At 73.8% G+C, this 20,994-nt stretch carries 20 protein-coding genes; 4 read left to right on the top strand and 16 right to left on the bottom strand.

Annotated features, from left to right (window positions below):
• Positions 1 to 141: 141 nt before the first annotated feature.
• The 5 genes from ACZZ97_RS15520 to ACZZ97_RS15500 all read right to left on the bottom strand — a co-directional run bounded on the left by ACZZ97_RS15520 (position 142) and on the right by ACZZ97_RS15500 (position 5,918).
• Positions 142 to 1,161: a YeiH family protein gene (locus ACZZ97_RS15520; RefSeq protein ID WP_463473734.1), complete on the bottom strand. Its 1,020-nt coding sequence runs from the start codon at positions 1,159 to 1,161 to the stop codon at positions 142 to 144.
• A gap of 9 nt (positions 1,162 to 1,170) precedes the next feature.
• A complete protein-coding gene (locus ACZZ97_RS15515; protein ID WP_314104179.1) occupies positions 1,171 to 1,941 on the bottom strand; it encodes a fumarylacetoacetate hydrolase family protein in 771 nt (256 codons plus the stop codon).
• Positions 1,938 to 3,083: a branched-chain amino acid aminotransferase gene (locus ACZZ97_RS15510; RefSeq protein ID WP_463473733.1), complete on the bottom strand. Its 1,146-nt coding sequence runs from the start codon at positions 3,081 to 3,083 to the stop codon at positions 1,938 to 1,940. Before ACZZ97_RS15510 ends, ACZZ97_RS15515 begins: the two co-directional genes overlap by 4 nt.
• Complete coding sequence (locus ACZZ97_RS15505) at positions 3,080 to 4,162, bottom strand: 3-isopropylmalate dehydrogenase (protein ID WP_314104175.1); 1,083 nt, start codon at positions 4,160 to 4,162, stop codon at positions 3,080 to 3,082. The genes ACZZ97_RS15510 and ACZZ97_RS15505 overlap by 4 nt, the downstream gene beginning before the upstream one ends.
• 166 nt (positions 4,163 to 4,328) lie before the next feature.
• Complete coding sequence (locus ACZZ97_RS15500; protein ID WP_463473732.1) at positions 4,329 to 5,918, bottom strand: MFS transporter; 1,590 nt, start codon at positions 5,916 to 5,918, stop codon at positions 4,329 to 4,331.
• 88 nt (positions 5,919 to 6,006) lie between these two features.
• Here ACZZ97_RS15500 and ACZZ97_RS15495 point away from each other — a divergent pair, with 88 nt between their 5' ends.
• A complete protein-coding gene (locus ACZZ97_RS15495) occupies positions 6,007 to 6,591 on the top strand; it encodes a TetR/AcrR family transcriptional regulator (protein WP_463473731.1) in 585 nt (194 codons plus the stop codon).
• Between the two features lie 188 nt (positions 6,592 to 6,779).
• Here the strand turns inward: ACZZ97_RS15495 and ACZZ97_RS15490 are convergent, their stop codons facing one another.
• From ACZZ97_RS15490 to ACZZ97_RS15475, 4 genes are all read right to left on the bottom strand, one after another.
• Positions 6,780 to 7,910, bottom strand: coding sequence for a lactonase family protein (locus ACZZ97_RS15490; RefSeq protein ID WP_463473730.1), 1,131 nt, complete (start codon positions 7,908 to 7,910; stop codon positions 6,780 to 6,782).
• Positions 7,907 to 8,272, bottom strand: coding sequence for a chorismate mutase (locus ACZZ97_RS15485; RefSeq protein WP_314102812.1), 366 nt, complete (start codon positions 8,270 to 8,272; stop codon positions 7,907 to 7,909). Before ACZZ97_RS15485 ends, ACZZ97_RS15490 begins: the two co-directional genes overlap by 4 nt.
• Positions 8,273 to 8,416: 144 nt before the next feature.
• Complete coding sequence (locus ACZZ97_RS15480) at positions 8,417 to 8,836, bottom strand: organic hydroperoxide resistance protein (protein WP_314102819.1); 420 nt, start codon at positions 8,834 to 8,836, stop codon at positions 8,417 to 8,419.
• Positions 8,837 to 8,861: 25 nt separating this feature from the next.
• Complete coding sequence (locus ACZZ97_RS15475) at positions 8,862 to 9,494, bottom strand: GNAT family N-acetyltransferase (RefSeq protein WP_463473729.1); 633 nt, start codon at positions 9,492 to 9,494, stop codon at positions 8,862 to 8,864.
• Positions 9,495 to 9,530: 36 nt separating this feature from the next.
• Here ACZZ97_RS15475 and ACZZ97_RS15470 point away from each other — a divergent pair, with 36 nt between their 5' ends.
• Positions 9,531 to 10,139: a maleylpyruvate isomerase family mycothiol-dependent enzyme gene (locus ACZZ97_RS15470; RefSeq protein WP_192043020.1), complete on the top strand. Its 609-nt coding sequence runs from the start codon at positions 9,531 to 9,533 to the stop codon at positions 10,137 to 10,139.
• Between the two features lie 237 nt (positions 10,140 to 10,376).
• Here ACZZ97_RS15470 and ACZZ97_RS15465 read toward each other — a convergent pair whose 3' ends face one another.
• Positions 10,377 to 11,663: an adenylosuccinate synthase gene (locus ACZZ97_RS15465; RefSeq protein WP_314102806.1), complete on the bottom strand. Its 1,287-nt coding sequence runs from the start codon at positions 11,661 to 11,663 to the stop codon at positions 10,377 to 10,379.
• Between the two features lie 146 nt (positions 11,664 to 11,809).
• Between ACZZ97_RS15465 and ACZZ97_RS15460 the strand changes: the two genes are divergently transcribed.
• Complete coding sequence (locus tag ACZZ97_RS15460) at positions 11,810 to 13,282, top strand: FGGY family carbohydrate kinase (RefSeq protein WP_463473728.1); 1,473 nt, start codon at positions 11,810 to 11,812, stop codon at positions 13,280 to 13,282.
• Between the two features lie 237 nt (positions 13,283 to 13,519).
• The gene (locus ACZZ97_RS15455) at positions 13,520 to 14,239 is read left to right on the top strand and encodes a metal-dependent transcriptional regulator (RefSeq protein WP_463473727.1); all 720 of its coding nucleotides are present in this window, start codon (positions 13,520 to 13,522) and stop codon (positions 14,237 to 14,239) included.
• A 223-nt stretch (positions 14,240 to 14,462) separates the two neighbouring features.
• Here ACZZ97_RS15455 and ACZZ97_RS15450 read toward each other — a convergent pair whose 3' ends face one another.
• The 6 genes from ACZZ97_RS15450 to ACZZ97_RS15425 form a co-directional block, all read right to left on the bottom strand.
• On the bottom strand, positions 14,463 to 15,683 hold the full coding sequence (locus tag ACZZ97_RS15450; protein WP_463473726.1) for an ROK family transcriptional regulator: 1,221 nt from the start codon (positions 15,681 to 15,683) through the stop codon (positions 14,463 to 14,465).
• 219 nt (positions 15,684 to 15,902) lie between these two features.
• Positions 15,903 to 16,988 carry a Gfo/Idh/MocA family protein gene (locus ACZZ97_RS15445; protein ID WP_463473819.1) on the bottom strand — a complete coding sequence of 362 codons (1,086 nt, stop codon included), beginning with the start codon at positions 16,986 to 16,988 and terminating at the stop codon, positions 15,903 to 15,905.
• Between the two features lie 113 nt (positions 16,989 to 17,101).
• On the bottom strand, positions 17,102 to 17,794 hold the full coding sequence (locus tag ACZZ97_RS15440; RefSeq protein ID WP_463473725.1) for a ThuA domain-containing protein: 693 nt from the start codon (positions 17,792 to 17,794) through the stop codon (positions 17,102 to 17,104).
• A complete protein-coding gene (locus tag ACZZ97_RS15435; RefSeq protein WP_463473724.1) occupies positions 17,791 to 18,981 on the bottom strand; it encodes a Gfo/Idh/MocA family protein in 1,191 nt (396 codons plus the stop codon). The genes ACZZ97_RS15440 and ACZZ97_RS15435 overlap by 4 nt, the downstream gene beginning before the upstream one ends.
• Positions 18,978 to 19,751 (bottom strand): ThuA domain-containing protein, encoded by a 774-nt coding sequence (locus tag ACZZ97_RS15430; RefSeq protein ID WP_463473723.1) that lies wholly within the window; start codon positions 19,749 to 19,751, stop codon positions 18,978 to 18,980. Before ACZZ97_RS15430 ends, ACZZ97_RS15435 begins: the two co-directional genes overlap by 4 nt.
• 29 nt (positions 19,752 to 19,780) lie before the next feature.
• Entirely contained in the window at positions 19,781 to 20,926 is a 1,146-nt protein-coding gene (locus ACZZ97_RS15425) for a Gfo/Idh/MocA family protein (RefSeq protein ID WP_463473818.1), read from the bottom strand.
• Positions 20,927 to 20,994 lie beyond the last annotated feature (68 nt).

Raw genomic sequence — 20,994 nt, 5'->3', positions numbered from 1 at the left:
TGAGCCCTGATCGGCCGTCTGGGCCCGGCACAGGGCGTCCCAGGGCATGCTGACGATCGCGACCGACCGGCCCGATCGACCCGATCGCTCCCCCTCGCCGAGGGGCGAGGGGCGAGGGGCGAGGGCGAGGGGGCAGGGTCGTCAGCCGAGCGGCAACGCGAGGACGACGAGCAGCGAGAGCCCCGCGACGAAGACCCAGGAGCCGAGGCCGACGAGGACGGCCCGCCCCCCGGTGCGGGCGAGACGCTCGAGCCGGACGCTCGACCCGAGCCCGACGAGGGCCAGGCCGAGCAGGACGGTCTGGACGGTGTCGGCTCCCGTGACCGCCGCCTCCGGCAGGTCCACCAGGGTGCGCAGCACGACCGCGGCGAGGAACCCGACGACGAACAGGGGCACCAGGGGAGGTCGGGTGCCAGCGTCGCCTCCCCCGCGTCGGACCACCGCAGACGTGATCGCGACCACGGGGGCGAGCATGACCACCCGTGTGAGCTTGACCACCACGGCGATCGCGAGCGCCGAGGCGCCGGCGGTCTGCGCGGTCGCGACCACCTGGCCGACGTCGTGCACGCTGGCCCCGGTCCACGCGCCGAACTGCACCGGCGTCAGGCCGAGCGCCGTGCCGAGCGCGGGGAGGACCGCGATCGCCGCGGTGCCGCACAGGGTGACCAAGGCCACCGGGGTCGCGGCGTCCTTGCCGCGGTCGCGGGTCACCGCCGACATCGCGCCGATGGCCGACGCCCCGCAGATCGAGAAGCCGGCAGCCAGCAGGAGGGGCTGGTCACCGGGGAGGCGCGCCCACCTCCCGAGCAGCCAGGTCACGAAGAACGTGGCGACCAGGATCCCGACGACGCTGAGCACCGTGGCCCAGCCGAGCCCGGCCACGTCGACCAGGCTGAGCTTCAGCCCGAGCAGCACGACCCCGATGCGGAGGAGGCGCTTGGCCGAGAGCGTCAGCCCGGGTGCGAGCACGCCGTCAAGTGCCGGACGGAACGCCGGCACCTGGCCGAGGGCGATGCCGAGGAGGACGCAGCCGGTCAGGATCGGGACCGCCGGCACCACCAGGTGCACCAGCCAGGCGACCCCGAGCACCGCCGCCGCGAGGCCGACCCCGGGGACGACCCGTCGCCGCGGAGGCGCGGCGAACGGTGCCGGGGTCGTCACCGACGGTGCCTAGACGCGGTTCTTGGCGGGGTTGATCAGCGAGCCGATGCCCGAGATCGCGACCTCGACGGTCTCGCCGGCGGTGAACGGGCCGATGCCGGCCGGGGTGCCGGTGAGGATGACGTCGCCGGGCAGGAGCGTGAACACGTCGGTCACGTACTCGATCAGCTCGGGGATCTTGTGGATCATCTGCATCGTCGACTCGCGCTGCTTGACCTCGCCGTCGACGCGGGTCTCGATGGTCGCGTCGCTCCAGTCGAACTCGTTCTCGATGTACGGGCCGAGCGGCAGGAACGTGTCGTAGCCCTTGGCCCGGGTCCACTGGCCGTCGGCAGTCTGCACGTCGCGAGCGGTGACGTCGTTCGCGATCGTGTAGCCGAAGACCACGTCCTGGTAGTCCTCGGCCTTGACGCGCTTGGCGATCGAGCCGATCACGATGGCCAGCTCGCCCTCGAAGTCGACCTGCCCGACGTCGGGCGGCAGCTGGATCGAGTCGCCGAACCCGATGACCGTCGTGTTCGGCTTCAGGAACAGCAGGGGCGCCTCCGGTGGGGTCTGCCCCAGCTCGTCGGCGTGGTCGTGGTAGTTCAGGCCCACTCCCACGACCTTCGAGCGCGGGATCACCGGCGCGAGCAGCTTGGCCGAGCGGAGCGAGACGCGCTCGCCCGTGGTCTCGTAGCCGCTGTACATCGGGTCGCCGGCGAGCACGATCAGCTCGCGCTCGTCGACGATGCCGTAGCGGGGGTCTTCTCCGGGGGTCGCGAACCGTGCGATCTTCATGCGTCGAGCCTCGTCATCCATCCGTGGACGTCTTCTCGACGCCCGTACTGGATGTCGGTGAGCTCTTCGCGCAGCGACATCGTGAGGGGTCCGCCCTCGGCGGCGGGCGAGCCGATGTGGAGGCCCTCGCCCTTGAGCTCGGCGATCGGGACGACCACGGCGGCGGTGCCGCAGGCGAAGACCTCGACGATGTCGCCGTTCTCGACGCCGTCACGCCACTCGTCGAGCGACACCCGACGGCGCTCGACCCGGTGGCCGCGTGCCTCGGCGAGCTCGAGGATCGAGTCGCGGGTGATGCCCTCGAGGATCGAGTCGCTGTCGGGGGTGACCAGGGTGCCGTCGGCGTAGACCAGCACGACGTTCATGCCGCCGAGCTCTTCGATGTAGGTGCTCTCGGACGAGTCGAGGAACAGCACCTGCTGGCAGCCGTTCTCGTAGGCCTCCTGCTGCGGCAGCAGCGACGAGGCGTAGTTGCCGCCCGTCTTGGCGGCACCCGTGCCGCCCTTGCCCGCGCGGGCGTAGTTCGTGGTGAGCCAGATCGAGACCGGGGCCACGCCTCCGGTGAAGTAGGCACCTGCAGGGCTCGCGATGACGTGGTAGTCGACCTGCTGGGCCGCCCGCACGCCGAGGAAGCTCTCGCTCGCGATCATGAACGGCCGCAGGTAGAGGCTCGTCTCGGGCGCGCTCGGCACCCACGAGCTGTCGACCTGCACCAGCTGCTTGACGCTCTCGACGAAGTCGTCGGTCGAGAGCTCGGGCAGCGCGAGACGCCGCGCCGAGCGCTGGAGGCGCCTGCCGTTGGCGTCGGGGCGGAAGGACCAGATCGAGCCGTCCGCGTGGCGGTAGGCCTTCATCCCCTCGAAGATCTCTTGCGCGTAGTGCAGCACCGACGCCGCCGGGTCGAGCTGGAGCGGCCCGTACGGGTGGACGCGGGCGGCGTGCCAGCCCTCGTCGAGGGTCCAGCGGATGGAGACCATGTGGTCGGTGAAGTGCTTGCCGAAGCCCGGGTCGCTGAGGATCACCTCGCGCTCGGCGCTGTCGCGGACCGACTCGGACGGGGTCAGCTCGAAGCTGAGGCCGAACTCGGCGGTGTCGTCGGGCGTGGCGGCGTCGGCGGTCGTGGTGGCGTCGGTCTGGCTCATGATGCGGCCTCCTGGCTGGTGAGGGCGGCGACGCGGTCGGCGATCGCCGTGCCGATCTCGGACGTGCTGCGGCGGGTGCCCGCGGACTGCTGACGGGCGGCGATGTCGGCCTCGACGGCCTCGCGGACCCGCGCCGCCGCCTCCTGCAGGCCCAGGTGGTCGAGGAGGAGCGCGACGGACAGGACCGCGGCGGTCGGGTCGGCCAGCTGCTGGCCGGCGATGTCGGGCGCCGAGCCGTGCACGGGCTCGAACATGCTCGGGAACGCCCCGCTCGGGTTGAGGTTGCCCGACGCCGCGAGCCCGATGCCGCCGCTGATCGCCCCGGCGAGGTCGGTGAGGATGTCGCCGAACAGGTTGTCCGTGACGATCACGTCGAAGCGTGCCGGGTCGACGACCAGGTGGATGGTCGCCGCGTCGACGTGCTGGTACTCGACCTCGACGTCGGGGTACTCGGCCGCGACCGCGTCGACGATCCGCTGCCAGAGGCCGCCCGCGAAGACGAGCACGTTGGTCTTGTGCACGAGGGTCAGGCGGCCCCGACGGCTGCGCGCCTTCTCGAAGGCGAAGCGGACCACCCGCTCGACGCCGTGCGCGGTGTTGACGCTCACCTCGTTGGCGATCTCGTGCGGCGTGCCGGCACGGAGGACGCCGCCGTTGCCGACGTACGGCCCCTCGGTGCCTTCACGGACGACGACGAAGTCGACCTCGCCGGGATCGGCCAGCGGCGACGGGACCCCCGGGTAGACGGTGGTGGGGCGCAGGTTGACGTAGTGGTCGAAGGCGAAACGGAGCTTCAACAGCAGGCCCCGCTCGATGATGCCGCCCCTGAGGCGCGGGTCGCGCGGGTCGCCGCCGACCGCGCCGAGCAGGATCGCGTCGTGCGAGGCGAGCGCCGCCAGGTCGTCGTCGGTGAGGATGTCGCCCGTCTCGAGGTAGCGCGTCGCGCCGAGCTCGAACGGCGTCACCTCGAAGGAGGCGTCGTCGCCTGCCGCGACCTCGAGCACCTTGAGCGCCTCGGCGACGACCTCGGGGCCGATGCCGTCGCCGGGGACGGCGGCGAGGCGGACGGTGCGCGACATGGGACTCCTGGGGTCGGCGAAGCGGGTGACCCTTCACTGTACCTGCGCGGGGAGGGGCGCCGCGCCGCCCGAAGGGGGTCGCGGGCGGCCGTCGGGGACGGGTGCCGCGCCTCCTGGGGGACCGGTCGGGCGCCTCCTGCAGGACGGGCGCCGCGCCTCCTGCGGGTCAGTCGTGCGCGGAGGCCCGGCGGAGGGCCACGAGGGCGACCACGACGGCGAGCACCATCACGCCGGCGCCGACCGCGGCGGTCGCGACGAGCCCGGTGTCGAAGGCGTGCGTCGCGGCGTCGAGGAGCGCGGTGGCGAGCGACGGCTCGAGGGGCTCGGCCGCGGCCACGGCGCCGCCGAGGGTCTCGCGGGCGGCCGCCGCGGCGTCGGCGGGAACCGTGCCGGGCACCACGAGCGCCCCGCGGTAGATCGCCGTGAGCATGCTGCCGAGCACGGCCGTGCCCAGCACCGCCCCGACCTCGTAGGCGGTCTCGGAGACGGCGGAGGCGGCTCCTGCGCGGTCGGCGGGGACCGCGGCGATGATCAGGTCGTTCGAGATCGTCTCGGCCGCTCCCACCCCGAGGCCGACGAGGGCGAAGCTGACGACGAACACCCACACCGGGGCGTCGGCGCCGGACAGCCACACGGCTCCGTAGGCGACGGCCGCGGCGCCCAGGCCGACCGCGACGATGCTGCGCGGCGCGACCCGGCGGACGAGCGGCACGACCGCCAGCCCGGACAGCACCATGACGACGAGGCCGGGCAGCAGGGTGAGCGCCGCGTGCAGCGGGCGGAGGCCCACGACGAGCTGCAGGTGCTGCGTCGTGAAGAAGAGGAAGCCCACCAGGGAGGTGATGGCCAGCAGGTTCACGACGATCGAGCCCGCGAAGACCGGGTTCGTGAAGAGCCGCACGTCGAGCAGCGGGCGCGGACGCCGCAGCTGACGACGGACGAACAGCCAGCCCGCCGTGAGCCCGACGACGGCGAGGGCGAGCACGTCGAGGCCGGGGCCGTGCGTCGCGAGCTGCTTGATCGCCGCGACGACCGGCGCCATCGCGAGCAGGGAGAGCAGGACGGAGACGAGGTCGAAGGGGCCCGGGGCCGGGTCGCGGCTCTCGACGACGAGGATCGGCGCGGCCACGAGCAGGGGCAGCAGCACCGGGACGGCGATGAGGAAGATCGAGCCCCAGGCGAAGTGCTCGAGAAGCACTCCCCCGACGATCGGGCCGAGGGCGGAGCCGGCCGCGAAGCCGCTCGCCCAGATCGCGATGGCGAGGCGGCGCTGGTCGCGGTCGGTGAAGGTGCTGCGCAGCAGCGAGAGCGTGGCGGGCATGATCATCGCGCCGAAGAAGCCGAGCACGGCGCGGGCGGCGATCAGCGCCTCGGCGGTGGGGGCGAAGGCGGCGACGACCGAGACGGCGGCGAAGCCGCTGGCCCCGATCAGGAGGAGGCGCCTGCGGCCGAAGCGGTCGCCGAGCGAGCCCATCGCGACGAGCAGGCCGGCGAGGACGAGGGAGTAGACGTCGACGATCCAGAGCTGCGCGGCCGCAGAGGGCTGCAGCGCGGTCGAGATCTCGGGGAGCGCGAAGCTGAGCACCGTGTTGTCGACGGAGACGAGGAGGACCGGCAGCATCAGGACGACGAGGGCGGCCCACTGACGGGCGCCGGCCCGGGCGGGCGCGGGGGTGCGTGTCGTCGTGGGGGTCGTCGGGGCGTTCTTCGTCGGGGGCGTCGTGGCGGGGGTGCGGCGGTCGTCGCGGGTGCTCATGGGTCTCTCGATGGTCGTGGTGGGCGTACGGAGCGTGCTGTACCGTCCGGACGGTACAGCTTGACCGTCCAGACGGTACAGTAACAGGATGAGCCCGCGTCCGTCAGCCCGAGAGAAGATGCTCGACTCCTTCGAGCACCTCGTCGTCGAGACCGGCGAGCGGAGTGCCACCTTCGACGCCGTCGCCGCCGCCGCTGACGTCTCGAAGGGCGGGCTGCTCTACCACTTCCCCTCGCGCGAAGCGCTGGTCGACGGGCTCGTCGCCCGCCTCGAGGCGCTGCTCGACGACGACGTCGCCCGCATGACCTCGGCTTCCGACGGGGTCGTCGACTACTTCATCCGCACCTCCTCGCGGTCGGCCATCCCTGAGGACGATCCGCTCGACCGGTGCATCACCGCCGTCGCCGGCCTCGGCGCGAGCGGACGCTGGCCGCAGGCCGTCTCCGCGCTCACGGCCATGCAGGACCGCTGGTACCGCGTCGTGCTCGACGAGGTCGGCGACCCCGCCGTCGCCAGCCTCGTGTGCCTCGTCTCGGACGGGCTCTACTTCACGCCCGCACAGTTCGAGGAGGCGTCGGTCGCGTCGGGTGCGCCGGGCGCCTCGGACGCGTCACGTCGCGGGCGGGCCTCGGTCGACGAGGTCGTCGCGCTGCTGCGCAGCCTCGCGCGCTGAGGAGCGTCCGCGCAGCTGCACCCTGGCGCCCGCGGTGCGTGCGTGGCCGCACATGCCGACCGGCGGGGCTGCTGTAGCGGGATATCCGGGTACTGAGGGGGCCGAACTGCGCCGGCGGTCGGCATTTGCGGACGCGACGGGGCAGGCGCGGGCGAGCGGGGCGGGTCAGGCGGGGCGAGCGGGGCCGGTCAGGCGGGGAGGATGCAGGCGGGGCTGCCGAGCGTGAAGACGTCGAGGGGCTCGCCGGGGACGCCCGTCTCGGGGTCGAGCGGCAGCACGGCGACCGTGTCCGAGCCCTGGTTCGCGACGTACAGGACACCGGGCGTGATCGCGAAGTGCCGCGGCCAGGTGCCGCCGCAGGGAGCCTCGCCGACGAGCTCGAGGCGGCCGTCGCCGCCGGGCGCGAGGACGCTGATGCTGTCCCGCCCGCGGGTGGCGACGTAGACGCGGCCGCCGTCCACGTCGAGGTGCGAGGGGAAGACCCCGGACGCCGAGGACGAGCCCTCGAAGACCTCGACCGAGTGGTCGACGACCAGCTTCTCGCCGACGCGCCGGAGCACGTGCAGCCGGGCGTCCAGCTCACCGGCGACGACGAGGCGATCGCCCAGCCACGCGACGTGACGCGGGCCGGCCCCGGCGGGCAGCAGGTGCACGCCGACGATCTCGGGCACGAGGGTGACGGGGTCGACGACGACCTCGACCAGACGGTCGGTCCCGAGGTCGCTGACCAGCAGCGTGCCCCACGGGGTGGTCGAGGCCTGGTGGGCGTGCGGGCGCTCCTGGCGCTCCTGCACCGGGCCGTGCCCGACGGGCAGCGCGACGGTGTGCGCGACCCGGCTCGTGAGCGAGGGGTCGCCGGAGAGGACGGAGACCGTCCCGCCGACGTAGTTCGTGACGACCAGCGCACCGGACGCGGGGTCGAACAGCACGTGGCACGGTGCGGCCCCGCCCGAGGCGGCGCTCGACGCGGCCACCAGGCGACCGGCGGAGACCGTGTAGGACAGGACCCGCCCCTCCGTCGTCTCGGACACCGCGTGCAGCGCGCCCTCGGTCGCGACCAGGAACGAGGGGTCGTCGGCCTCGACGGTCTGCACCGACTGCCAGGGCTGACCCGGCGCGGTGCGCTCGAGCACGGTGATGCCGGCCCCGGAGCCGCCGCTGGAGGCGGTGTACGAGCCGACGTAGAGGCGCTGGGGCGAGCCCGCGTCGACGGTGGGGAACTCGGCCGCGGGCGCGGGGTCGTGCCCGGCTGGCCCGTCGTGCCCGGCGGGCGAATCGCAGGCGGCCGCCGCCTCGAGCCCGGCTGCCGCGTCGGTCACGCCCGACCCTCGGACGAGGACCCGGCGGCGTCGTTCGCGATGCGCTGGTGGTGCTGGATGACCTCGCCGACGATGAACCCGAGGAACTTCTCGGCGAAGGCCGGGTCGAGGCGCGACTCCTCTGCGAGCTGCCGGAGGCGCTGGATCTGCACGCGCTCGCGCTCGGGGTCGCTGGCGGGCATGCCCGCCGCCGCCTTGAGGTGCCCCACCGACTGCGTGAACTTGAAGCGCTCGGCGAGCAGGTGCACGAGCGCCGCGTCGATGTTGTCGATGCTCTGACGGATGCTCGAGAGCTCGTCGATCGCCTCGCGGTCGTCGGTCGTGAGGGGGCTGTCCGCGCCGAGGGGACTGTCGAGTGCCATGTCCCGACCCTATCGGGGCACCCCGGAGCCGGGCCGGGGCGGCGCGGCGGCGGGGAGGACGAAGGAGGCGCGTCCCGCGATCGCGGGACGCGCCTCCTTCGCTGCTGCTGTGCTGCTGTGCTGCTGTGCTGCTGTGCTGCTGCGTCAGTCGACGAGGGTCAGCGTGACCTCGACGTTGCCGCGGGTGGCGTTCGAGTACGGGCACACGTGGTGCGCGGCGTCGGCGAGCTCCTGGCGACGGTCGGCCGGGACGTTCGGCGTGTAGATGTCGAGCTCGACGGCGAGGCCGAAGCCGCCCTCGCCGTTGCCGCCGATGCCGACGCTCGCACTGACCGAGCTGTCGCTCGTGTCGACGTCGAGCTTCTTGGCGATGCTGTGCATCGCGCTGAGGAAGCAGGCCGCGTAGCCCGCGGCGAAGAGCTGCTCGGGGTTGGTGCCCTCGCCGGAGCCGCCGAGCTCCTTGGGCGGACGGGTGTCGAAGTCGAGACGGTCGTCCTCGCTGCGGACGTGGCCGTCACGGCCCCCGCCGGTGGCGTGGGCGATGGCGGTGTAAGCGATCTCCAAAGTCATGAGAGCAACAGTCGACCCCTCATCTGGACGGTTGCTGAACAGTCTCCAGACGCCGCATGAGACCATCCCGGACGCTCGGCCACTCGTCGGCGAGGACGGAGTAGACGGCCGTGTCGCGCCACGAGCCGTCGGCCCGCGGCTGCGTGCGGCGGTGGACGCCCTCGAAGGTCGCGCCGAGCCGCGTGATCGCCGCCCGAGACCGCTCGTTCAGGGCGTCGGCCTGGATCTGGACACGCCCGAGACCGTGGTCGAAGAGCGACCCCAGCACGAGCAGCTTCGTCTCGACGTTGACGCCGGTGCCCCACACCTCGGGGGCGTAGGCGGTCCAGCCGACGTGGGCGCTCTCGCAGCGGAGGTCGACGAGGCCGACGGTGGTGGTGCCGACGAGCTCGCCGGGCCCCTCGCCGGTCGGGACCGTGCGGCGGACGCCCCAGACGAGACCCTCGTCCCAGGGCAGGTAGCCGCGCAGGAACTCGGCCCACTCGTCGTAGTCGTCGCGGTAGGCCGCCGCGCCGCCGCCCCAGCCCCCGGCAAAGACCTCGGGCCTGCCGATCGCGCCGTGGAGCTCGGGCAGGTCGTCGTGACGGAGCGGGACGACCGTGACGAGACGGCCGACGAGGGGGGCGAAGGGCAACGGTCCGAGCACGGTCATGCGTCGATCCTCGCAGCGGCGGAGCAAGATGTCAGCGTGACCACACCCCGTACCTTCGGCCAGTCGGCCGAGTCGTTCGTCGACCTCCTGTCGCGAGTCCGCCCCGAGCAGTGGGACGCGCCCGGCCTCGGGCGCTGGACCGTCCGCGACCTGGCGGGCCACACCTCCCGGGCGGTGCTCACGGTGTCGACCTACCTCGGCCTGGACGAGCCGAGCGACGTGACCATCCCGTCGGCCGAGGCCTGGTACTCGGCGTACGCCTCGCAGTTCACCGACGCGGACGGCGTGCACGCCCGAGGCGTCGAGGCCGGCCGGTGGCTCGGCGACGACCCGGCCGCCCGGGTCGCCGAGGCGCTCGTCGAGTCGCGCGGCGCCCTCGACCGGGCCCCCTCGAACCGGATCGTGTCGCTCGGCGGCATGGGCATCCCGCTCGGCGAGTACCTGCGGACCCGCGTGTTCGAGCTCGTCGTGCACACGATCGACCTGTCACGGGCGACCGGGCTGGCCCACACGCTGCCGACTGCCGCGGTCGCCGACACCGCGGCGCTCGCCGCCCGGACCGCGACGATGCAGGGGCACGGCGAGGAGGTGCTGCTCGCGCTGACGGGACGCGGCCGCCTCGGGGACGGGTTCAGCGTCGTCTGAGGCGGGCGGCGCCTCCTCGGGTGCCTCCGGTCGAGTCGCGGGCCCGGCTGCGTGATCCAGGAACATGCGCGTGCGGGTTCCTGAAACGTGCACCGGGCAGGAGCGGGAGTCCTGAGTTGTGCGAACTCAGGACTCACGTTCCTGAATGAGGAGAGCGCGAGCCGGAACCGGGCCCGGAACCGGAGCCGGGGCCGGGGCCGGGGCGGATCAGGTGAGGAGGTCGTGCCGGACGGCGGGTCAGGCGAGGAGGTCGTGGCGGACGACGACGGCCTCGCGGCCGGGGCCGACCCCGATCGCCGAGATGCGGGCGCCGCTCATGGCCTCGACGGCGAGGACGTAGTCCTGTGCGGCCGCCGGGAGGTCGCCGAACTCGCGGGCCCCGGTGATGTCCTCGGTCCAGCCGGGGAACTCCTCGTAGATCGGCACGGCGTGGTGGAAGTCGCTCTGCGACACCGGCACCTCGTCGTGACGCACCCCGTCGACGTCGTAGGCGACGCAGACCGGGATCGTCTCGAGGCCCGTGAGCACGTCGAGCTTCGTGAGCACGAAGTCGGTCACGCCGTTGATGCGCGCCGAGTAGCGGGCGATCGGGGCGTCGTACCAGCCGCAGCGACGCGGACGGCCCGTGGTCGTGCCGAACTCGAAGCCGTTGGCGCGGAGGAACTCGCCGGAGGCGTCGAACAGCTCGGTCGGGAACGGACCTGCCCCGACACGGGTCGTGTACGCCTTGACGATGCCGATGACGCGCTGGATGCGGCCGGGGCCGATGCCGGAGCCGGTGGAGGCGCCTCCTGCGGTCGCGGACGACGACGTGACGAACGGGTACGTGCCGTGGTCGACGTCGAGCATGGTCGCCTGGCCGGCCTCGAAGAGGACGGTCTTGTCGGCCTCGAGGGCCTGGTGGATCTCGAGCGCCGTGTCGGCCACCATCGGCTTCAGCCGCTCGGCGTACGAGAGCAGCGACTCGACGATCTCGTCGGCCTCGATCGCGCGGCGGTTGTAGATCTTGACGAGCAGGTGGTTCTTCTGGTCGAGGGCCGCCTCGACCTTCTGGCGAAGGATGCCCTCGTCGAAGATGTCCTGCACGCGGATGCCGACGCGGTTGATCTTGTCGGCGTAGGTCGGGCCGATGCCGCGACCGGTCGTGCCGATCTGGCGCTTGCCGAGGAACCGCTCGGTCACCTTGTCGAGGGTGCGGTGGTAGTGCGTGATGACGTGCGCGTTGGCGCTGACCTTGAGCTTCGAGACGTCGACGCCGCGGGCGATCAGCGCGTCGAGCTCGTCGAAGAGCACCTCGATGTCGATGACGACGCCGTTGCCGATGACCGGCGTGACGCCGGGCGACAGGATGCCCGAGGGCAGCAGGTGCAGGGCGTACTTCTGGTCGCCGATGACGACCGTGTGGCCCGCGTTGTTGCCGCCGTTGAACTTGACGACGTAGTCGATGCGGCTGCCGAGCAGGTCGGTGGCCTTGCCCTTGCCTTCGTCGCCCCACTGGGCTCCGATGATGACTACTGCGGGCATGGTCGTCTCCTCGCGGTCGGCGATCGCACCTGGGTGAGGCACGCGTGCACCGTGTCAGGTGCACTTGAGTCTACCGACGAGGAGGCGCGGCACGCCCGTCACGCACCGCTCTAGGAATTCGTTGCGCGATACGACAAACTACGGCCATGAGTCTCGTCGCCGGGGTCGACTCCTCGACCCAGAGTTGCAAGGTCGTGATCCGCGACACCGTCACCGGAGAACTGGTGCGCCAGGGCACCGCCCGGCACCCGGAGGGCACCGAGGTGCCGCCCGACGCCTGGTGGGACGCCCTGGTCGAGGCGATCGACGCGGCCGGCGGCCTCGACGACGTCGCCGCGATCTCGGTCGCCGGGCAGCAGCACGGGATGGTCGTTCTCGACTCCGACGGCGCGGTCGTGCGCGACGCCCTGCTCTGGAACGACACCCGCAGCGCCGGGGCGGCTCGCGAGCTGACCGCCGAGCTCGGGGCCGAGGAGTGGGCGCGACGGACGGGCTCGGTGCCCGTCGCCTCCTTCACGGCCACCAAGCTGCGCTGGCTGCGCGACGCCGAGCCCGAGGCCGCGGCACGCGTCGCGGCGGTCGCGCTGCCGCACGACTGGCTGACCTGGCGCCTGCTCGGGTACGGGACCCACGCCTCCTCTCCCCTGGGACCCGACCTCGACGAGCTCGTCACCGACCGCAGCGACGCCAGCGGCACCTCGTACTGGAGCCCCGGCGACGAGGCGTACGACCTCGAGATCTTCGAGCGGGCGCTCGGCCGCCCGGGTCGCGTCGCCGGCGGCGACGGGGACGACGCCTCGGCCGTCGTGCTGCCGCGCGTGCTGGGGACCTCGGAGGCGGCAGGCACCACGGTCGCGCACGGTCCCGTCCCTGAGGGGATCGTCGTCGGGGCGGGTGCCGGCGACAACGCCGGGGCCGCCCTCGGGCTCGACGCCGGGGTCGGCGACCTCGTCATCAGCATCGGCACCAGCGGGACGGCCTTCGCGGTGACGGACGCCCCCACCGCCGACGGCAGCGGCACGGTCGCCGGCTTCGCCGACGCCGCCGGCGGGTTCCTGCCGCTCGTCGCCACCCTCAACGCGGCCCGCGTGCTGTCGTCGATCGGCACGCTGCTCGGCGTCGACCACGACGAGTTCGCGCGGCTGGCGCTCGCCGCGGAGCCGGGCTCCGGCGGGGTCTCGCTCGTACCGTACTTCGAGGGCGAGCGGACGCCCGACCAGCCCGACGCGACGGCCACGCTCTCGGGGCTGACGCTCGCCTCGACCACCCGCGAGAACCTCGCCCGCGCCGCCGTCGAGGGGATGCTGTCGGCGCTCGCCGACGGCGCCGCCGCCGTGCGCGACCAGGGGGTGGAGGTGCGGCGCGTGCTGCTGATCGGCGGCGCCGCGCTGAACCCGGCCGTGCAGGCCGTCGCGGCCCAGGTGCTCGACGTGCCGGTCACGGTGCCCGCGCCGGGCGAGTACGTCGCCGACGGGGCGGCACGGCAGGCGGCCTGGGCCCTCTCGGGGACACGACCGGGGTGGGCGGTGTCGACCCGCGCCTCCTCGGAGCCGGACCTCGTGCCCGCGATCGGCGAGCGGTACCGCGCGGCGCAGGCGCTGGGGTCGCTGCCGCGCTGAGTTGGCTGGCGCGCTGAGCTTGCTGGCGCGCTGAGCTTGCTGGCGCGCTGAGCGCTCAGCGCTGCGATCGGCCGAGGGCGGGTCGGCGTGGCTGAGGGCGGGTCAGCGTGGCCGAGGGCGGGTCGGCGTGGCCGACGGCGGGTCAGCGGCGACCCGCCCTCGAGCGCGATGACCCGCCCTCGACGGACGGGACGCGCACGAGAGGGGGCGCAGGAGGCGGGACCTAGGATCGGGGGCATGCCACCGGAACCGGGACCCACCCGCTCGACGATGACCGAGGACTACCTCAAGGTCATCTGGAAGGCCGAGGAATGGGCGGCCGAGGGCTCCCCCGGCATCACGACCAACGAGATCGCGGCGACGCTCGGGGTGGGCGCGTCGACGGTGTCGGGCAACCTCCGCAAGCTCGAGCGCGACGGGTTCATCGACTACACGCCGTACCGCAGCATCGCGCTGAGCGAGCTCGGCCGGAACGTGGCCGTCGGCATGGTGCGCCGCCACCGCCTGATCGAGACGTACCTCGTCGAGCGGCTCGGCTACGCGTGGGACGAGGTGCACGACGAGGCCGAGGTGCTCGAGCACGCCGTCAGCGAGCGTCTGCTCGAGGCGTTCGACGTCGAGCTGGGGCGGCCGACAGCCGACCCGCACGGCGACCCGATCCCCCGGGCCGACGGCACCGTCGTGCGGCCCGAGGCCCACACCCTGCAGGAGTTCGTCGAGGGCGAGTGCGGCCACGTCGTCCGCGTCTCGGACGACGAGCCCGAGCTGCTGCGGTACCTGGGGTCGCTGCAGCTGCGGGTCGGCGCGCACGTCCGGGTAGCCGAGCGCCGCGACTACGCGGGGTCGCTGAGGGTCGAGCTCGACGACGGCACGGTCGACCTCGCCGGGCCCGCCGCGGTCGCCGTGTGGGCGACGCGGGACGAGCACGGGCACGCGGCAGCCGCCACCGCCTCCTGAGTCCTCGGCGCACGTGCGCCATGTCGCCGCACCGTCGAGCACCGCCGGGTGAAGCGGACACCGCCCACCAGCGCGGTGTTCCGTTCACTCGGCGGTGTCGCGAGCCGGGTCAGGAGGCGCGGGCCGGGTCAGGACGCGCGGGCCGGGTCAGGACGCGCGGGCCGGGTCAGGAGGCGCGGGCCGGGTCAGGAGGCGCAGGCCGGGTCAGGAGGCGCGAGCCGGGTCAGGAGGCGCGGGCCGGGTCGGCGAGGAGGTCGGCGAACGCCAGCTCGGCGGCGCCGATCATCAGCCGGTCGGCGCCGAGCGCGGCCCGCCGCAGCTGCACGCCGTCGCGCGGCCCGGGAAGCGCCTGCGCGGTGACGCGGTCGAGCAGCCGGTCGGGCGCAGCGGCCTGCAGCGACCCGAGGAATCCGCCGAGCACGATCACCGACGGGTTGAAGGCGTTGAGCACGTTGCGGAGCGCCACCGCCACGTAGTCCACCTGGCGCTCGACCTCGCGGCGCACGTCGGCGTCGCCCTCGGCGAGCGCCGTCGCCAGCGCGGCGTCGAGCTCGTCCGCCTGGGCGCGGGACAGGCCGGTGACGGCCAGCAGCTCCGCCTGGCCGACCTCGGTCTCGAGGCAGCCGACGGCGCCGCAGTGGCAGAGCCGTCCGGCCGACTCGACGAGCGTGTGGCCGATCTCGCCCGCGAAGCCGTCGCGGCCGCGGAGGGGACGGCCGTCGACGACCACTCCCCCGCCGACGCCGCTCGCGCCGCCGTTGAGGAAGACGAGGTCGCTCGCCCCGGCGCCGGCGCCGAAGAGGCCCTCGGCGACGACGGCGGTGCTCGCGTCGTTGGCGGCCCGGGCGGGCAGGCCGGTGGCATCGGACAGGAGTCGGGCGAACGGCTCGTCGACCCAGCCGAGGTGCGGCGCGAGCCGGACGAGGCCGCCGTCCGCGTGCACGAGGCCCGGCACGGCGGCGCCCAGGCCGACGACCCGGGCGGCGGGCACCTCGTCGACGAGCTCCCGGACGAGGCGGGCCGCGATCTCCGCCGCCTCGACCGCGGTGGGGACGCCGTCCGTCTCGTGGCGGACGCGGCGCTGCACGACGCCGTCGAGGCCGACCCGGCCGACGGTCACGGCGTCGATCTCGGGGTTGACCGCGAAGGCGACGACGTCGGGCGAGGGGCTGACCACCGGGCTGGGGCGGCCGACGCGGTTGGCCGCGACGGGCTCCGACTCGACGACGAGGCCGCGCTCGACGAGCTCGCCGACGAGGGCGGCGATGGTGGAGCGGTTCAGGCCGGTCAGGCGCGTCAGCTCGCTGCGCGAGGTCGGGCCGTCGCCGTGCACGATGCCGAGCACGGAGGAGAGGTTCGAGCCGCGAGGGCGGTCGAGGAGGGGGCGGACGCGACCGGCGCGAGGGGCGCCTCCTGCGGAGTCCTGCTCTGCGTCGACAGGCACCGCAGCGGGCCCACCCGGCGTCGCCGAGGGCGTCGTCGGCAGCGTCGCCGGCTCGCCCTGGGCCTCACTCGTCTGGTCTCGCACCGCGGCCTCCCTGGTCCACGAGGGTACCGGTCGACCGGTCGGGTCCGTCGACGGCGAGAAGGGACACGGCGCCCGTGGGCCCACGCCTGCGGCGTCCCTTCTCGCTGCGATCGGCCGCGCCCGCGCGAGCGGCGGTCACGCCTGGTGCGGCTCGGCGCCGAGCGGCACCAGCGGCGGCACGTCCGGGCGGGTGACCAGCGTCACGACCGAGCCGGACGCGCTCGACGCGGCCACCGCCTCCGTGATCTCGAGCACGTGCAGGGCGACGTCGCCGGAGGCGCGGTGCGGCTTCCCCGCCGCGACCGCCCGGGCGAGGTCGGCCAGGCCGTACCCGCGACCGGCGGCGACGTAGCCCGCCGTCGCCGGGACCTCGCGCCAGGTGCGGTCGTCGGCGGTGAGCAGCTCGACGGGGTCGCCGAACATGTTCGCGTCGGGGACGGCGATCGTGCCGAGCGTGCCGAAGAACTCGGTGATCGGCGCCCGGGAACCCCACACCTCGAAGCTCACCGTCACGGTCGACGTCGCTCCCGAGGCGTGCCGCAGCAGCGCGCTCGCGTGCGTGTCGACGTCGACCTCGAGCTGCTCGCCGGCGCGGGGGCCGGTGCCGATCGTCCGCCGCCGGGCCGAGCGCGAGACCAGGCCGGACACCGAGACGACCGGCCCGAGCAGGTGCACGAGCGTCGTCAGGTAGTAGGGGCCCATGTCGAACAGCGGGCCGCCTCCTGCCCTGTAGTAGAAGTCGGGCGCGGGGTGCCAGGCCTCGTGCCCGGACGCCGTCCACGAGACGGCGGCGCCGACGGGGTCGCCGACCGCTCCCGAGGCGACGATCTGCGCCGCGGTCTGGATGCCGGTGCCGAGCACCGTGTCGGGTGCCGAGCCGACTCGCACGCCTGCCGCACGGGCCGCCTCGAGCACCGCGGCGCCGTCGGCGACCGTGAGCGCGAGCGGCTTCTCGCCGTAGACGTGCTTGCCGGCGGCGATCGCCCGGAGCGCGATCTCGGTGTGCGCCGCAGGGATCGTGAGGTTCAGCACCACGTCGACCCTGTCGTCGGCCAGCAGCTCGTCGACGGTCAGTGCCCGGACGCCGAGGCGCGCGGCCACGGAGGCGGCCCGCACCTGGTCGAGGTCGGCCACGGCCTCGAAGACGAGGCCGGGCAGCCGCTCGAACGAGGCGAAGTACTGCTCGCTGATGACCCCGACGCCGACGACGCCGACGCGCATCGGAGCCGTGGCCGTGCCGCCGGTCGTGTTCTCGCCGGTCGTGCCGTCGCCGCTCGTGCCCACGCCGGTCGTGCCGTCGCCGCTCGTGCCCGCGCCGACCGTGCCCGCGCCGCTCATCGCGAGGCCCACAGCAGGCCGCGCTCGACGAGCGTGCGGACGGTCGGGTGGTCGAGCACGGCCTGCGAGTGCCCCGGGGTGACCACGGCGATGCGGCCGAGGCCCCACTGGCGGGTCCAGACGGCGGGGGAGGTCACCGGGCGCGTCCAGGGGTCGCCGGCCCGCGCCTCCTGCGTGGTCGTCGCGAGCACGTCGAGGTAGTCGTCGTGCAGCAGCCAGTACTGCTCGCTCTCGACCTCGAAGTCGTCGAGGCCCTCGGTGACCGGGTGCGTCGCCGCCGCCTCGGTGAAGCGGATCACGTGCCTCACGAAGCCGTCCGTCTCGTCGCCCACCCGGTCGGCCGCGGCCTTGCCGGGGTGCGCGGCGAACTGCCCGCCGATCAGGTGCAGGTAGTCGGCGTCGCCGCGGAACGAGTCCGCGATGCCGCCGTGCCAGCCGGCCAGGCCCGTGCCCGCCTCGACGGCCGCGCGGAGCCCTGCCGTCTGCGGACCCTCGATCGTCGACATGGTCACGTTCTGCAGCACGAGGTCGGCGTCGCGCATCACGTCGGCGTCGGCGTAGACCGCCGGGCCGTCGTGCAGGCTGACCTCGAAGCCGGACTGCTCGAGGAACGGCACGAACGAGTCGGTCGTGCCGGTCGGGTCGTGGCCCTCCCAGCCGCCGCGGACGACGAGCGCGCGGCGGGTCACGAGGTCGCCCCTGCCTTGGCCGCCGCTGCCGCTGCCGTCGTCGCGGGCGTCGTCGGCACCGCCTGCAGCGCCGCTCTGACCGAGGTCCACGACTCGAGCCGGGCGCGCACGTCGTCGCGCGCCTCCCGCTCGATCGCCGTCGCGAGCGCCCGCTCGAGCAGGTCGTCGATCACGACCCGCTGCCCGGTGCGCGTCGACTCGATGGCCGCCTCGACCATGGCGAGGCTCATCACGTTCTCGTGCACCTCGCCGTGCGGCACGGCTCCGGTGCGCAGGGCGCCGACGAACGCGGCGAGCGAGCCCTCGATCCCGTCGCCGACGGTCGGCAGCTGCGGCAGCGAGGGCGACGAGGAGGCGCCCGTCTCGTCCGCGAGGGAGAGCACGGGAGCCTCGTCGCCGTCCCACAGCGCGGTGCCGGCCGAGCCGCTGACGCGCCACGACCCGTTCCACGAGGTCTCGGCCCCCGGGCTGCACCAGCTGCCCGAGTAGGCGTACCGGATGCCGCCCTCGAACTCGAAGACGGCGTTCGCGGCGGCGTCGCCGCGGTACCAGCTCCACGACGGGCTGAACGAGTCGCACCAGACCGACACCGGATCGGCGTCGAGCAGCCAGCGCACCGAGTCGAACGGGTGCACCGCCATGTCGAGCAGCAGGACGTCGTCCATCTGCTCGCGGAAGCCGCCGAAGTGCGGCGCCTTGAAGAACTCGGTCGTGACGACGCCGACCGTCTCGAGCTGCCCGATCTGCTGCCTGAGGGCCACCAGGTGGTCGTCGTAGCGGCGCGACTGGCTGACCATGAAGAGCTCGCCCGTCACCTCGGCGGCGGCCGCGAGCGAGAGGCCCTCGGCGACGTCGAGCGCGACCGGCTTCTCGCCGAGGACCGGCAGGCCGGCGAACAGCGACTGCGTCGTCACGGGGTGGTGCGCCACCGGCACCGTCACGTCGACCACCGCGTCGGGCGCGAGGTCGGCGATCAGCGCGCCGAGGTCGGTCGAGACGGGCAGCGACGCGTCTCCGTGGTGCTCGGCACCTGCCCGGGCGGCGTCGAGGTCGAGGTCGACGACGCCGACCAGCTCGACGTCGGCGCTGTCGGCGAGCGCGCGGAGCCAGGCCCGCCCCATGCCTCCCGCACCGACCTGGACGACGCGGAGGGCGCCTCCTCGGCTGTCGACCGTGCGGAACGTCATCGCTCCAGCGCCCCTTCGTACTCGGCGCCCTGGAAGTACTGGCCGGTCTCGTAGCGCAGCAGCGTCGGCGTCTCGCGCTCGCGCTCGGGGCGCGCCCACTCCACGCCGTTGGCGATCACGCGGCGGACGTCGCGGTGGTGGTAGACGGGGAAGTCCTGGTCGCCGGGGCTGAAGAAGAAGACTTTGCCGAAGCCGCGCCGGTAGGTCATGCCGCTGCGGAACACCTCGCCGCCCGTGAAGCCCGAGATGAAGACCAGCTCGTCGGGGGTCGGCACGTCGAAGTACTCGCCGTACATCTCTTGTTCGGGGATCACGATCGGGTTCGGCACGCCGCGCGTGATCGGGTGCTGCGGGTTGACGGTCCAGACGAGCTCCTGGTCGTGCTCGCTGCGCCAGCGGAGGGTGCAGGTCGTGCCCATCAGCTTCGTGAAGATCTTCGACCAGTGACCGGAGTGCAGCACGATCAGGCCCATGCCGGCGAGGACGTGGCGGTGCACCCGCTCGACGACCTCGTCGCTCACCTCGTCGTGCGCCGCGTGGCCCCACCAGGTGAGCACGTCGGTCTGCTCGAGCGCCTCCTCGCTGAGGCCGTGCTCGGGCAGGTCCATCGTCGCGACGGTGATCTGCGCGTCGGGCAAGTTCTCGCTGACGCCCTCGGCGATCGCGCCGTGCATGCCCGTCGGGTAGCGCTCGGCGACGTGCGCCTCGAGCTGCTCGTGGCGGTTCTCGCCCCAGACGGTGACGCGGAGCGGGGTGGTGGGGGTGGTCATGGGTCTTCTTCCTGGGTCGTCGGGTTCGGTCAGGGGGCGGTCGCGAGCCAGCGGCTGCCGTCGGCGGCGCTGCGCTCGACGGCGTCGAGCACCCGCTGCACCTGGAGCCCCTCGGCGAAGGAGGGGGTCGGCTGCTCCCCCGCCGCGATCGCCGTGACGAGATCGCGGGCCTGGTGGCTGAAGGCGTGCTCGTAGCCGAGGCCGTGGCCCGTCGGCCACCACGAGCCCGCGTAGGGGTGCTCCGGCTCGGTCACGAGCACGCGCCGGAAACCGAGCTGGTCGACAGGGGCGCCGGCGTCGTAGACCTCGAGCTCGTTCATCCGCTCGAGGTCGAAGGCGATCGCGCCGCCCGTGCCGCTGAACTCGAGCCGCAGCGCGTTCTTGCGGCCGGTCGCGACGCGGGTGGCCTCGAAGGTCGCGAGGGCGCCTCCTGCGATCTTCGCCGTGAAGAGGGCCGCGTCGTCGACCGTCACTTGCCCGCGCTCGGAGGAGGCGGTGCCGCCGAGGCCGCGGACCTCGCCGAGCAGGGGGCGCTCGGTCGTGAAGGTGTGCAGCAGGCCGCTGACGTCGGTGAGGGCCCGGCCCGTGACGAACTGCACGGCGTCGACGAGGTGGGCCCCGATGTCGCCGAGCGAGCCGGAGCCGGCGACGCCCTTGTCGAGGCGCCAGGTCATCGGGCCCTCGGGGTCGACCAGCCAGTCCTGCAGGTAGAGGGCACGCACCTGGCGCAGCTCGCCGATCGCGCCCCGGGCGACGAGGTCGCGGGCGAAGGTGATCGCGGGCACGCGGCGGTAGCTGAAGCCGACCATCGCGAGGACGCCCCGTGCGGCGGCCCGCTCGGCCGCCTCAGCCATCAGCTCGGCCTCGGCGACGGTGTTGGCGAGCGGCTTCTCGCAGAGGACGTGCTTACCTGCCTCGAGCGCGGCGACCGCGATCTCGACGTGCGTCGAGCCGGGCGAGCAGATGTCGACGAGCTGGACGTCGTCGCTCTCGACCACGCGCCTCCAGTCGGACTCGGCGCGCTGCCAGCCCCAACGGGCGGCAGCGGCGCGGGTCGCGTCGGCGTCGCGGCCGACGATCGCCGTCATCCGCGGCGCGAGCGGGAGGTCGAAGAACGCGGGCGCCGTGCGCCACGCCTGCGAGTGGGCGGCGCCCATGAAGCCGTGGCCGACCATGGCGACCCCGAGGTCGGGGCGGGCGTCGTCGGCGCTGGTCTCGTCGGCACTGGTGTCGTCGGGGGACA

The sequence above is a fragment of the Frigoribacterium sp. AC512 genome (assembly GCF_979258295.1).
Note: the sequence above shows the minus strand (reverse complement) of the source record. Positions and strands in the feature narration are given on the sequence as shown.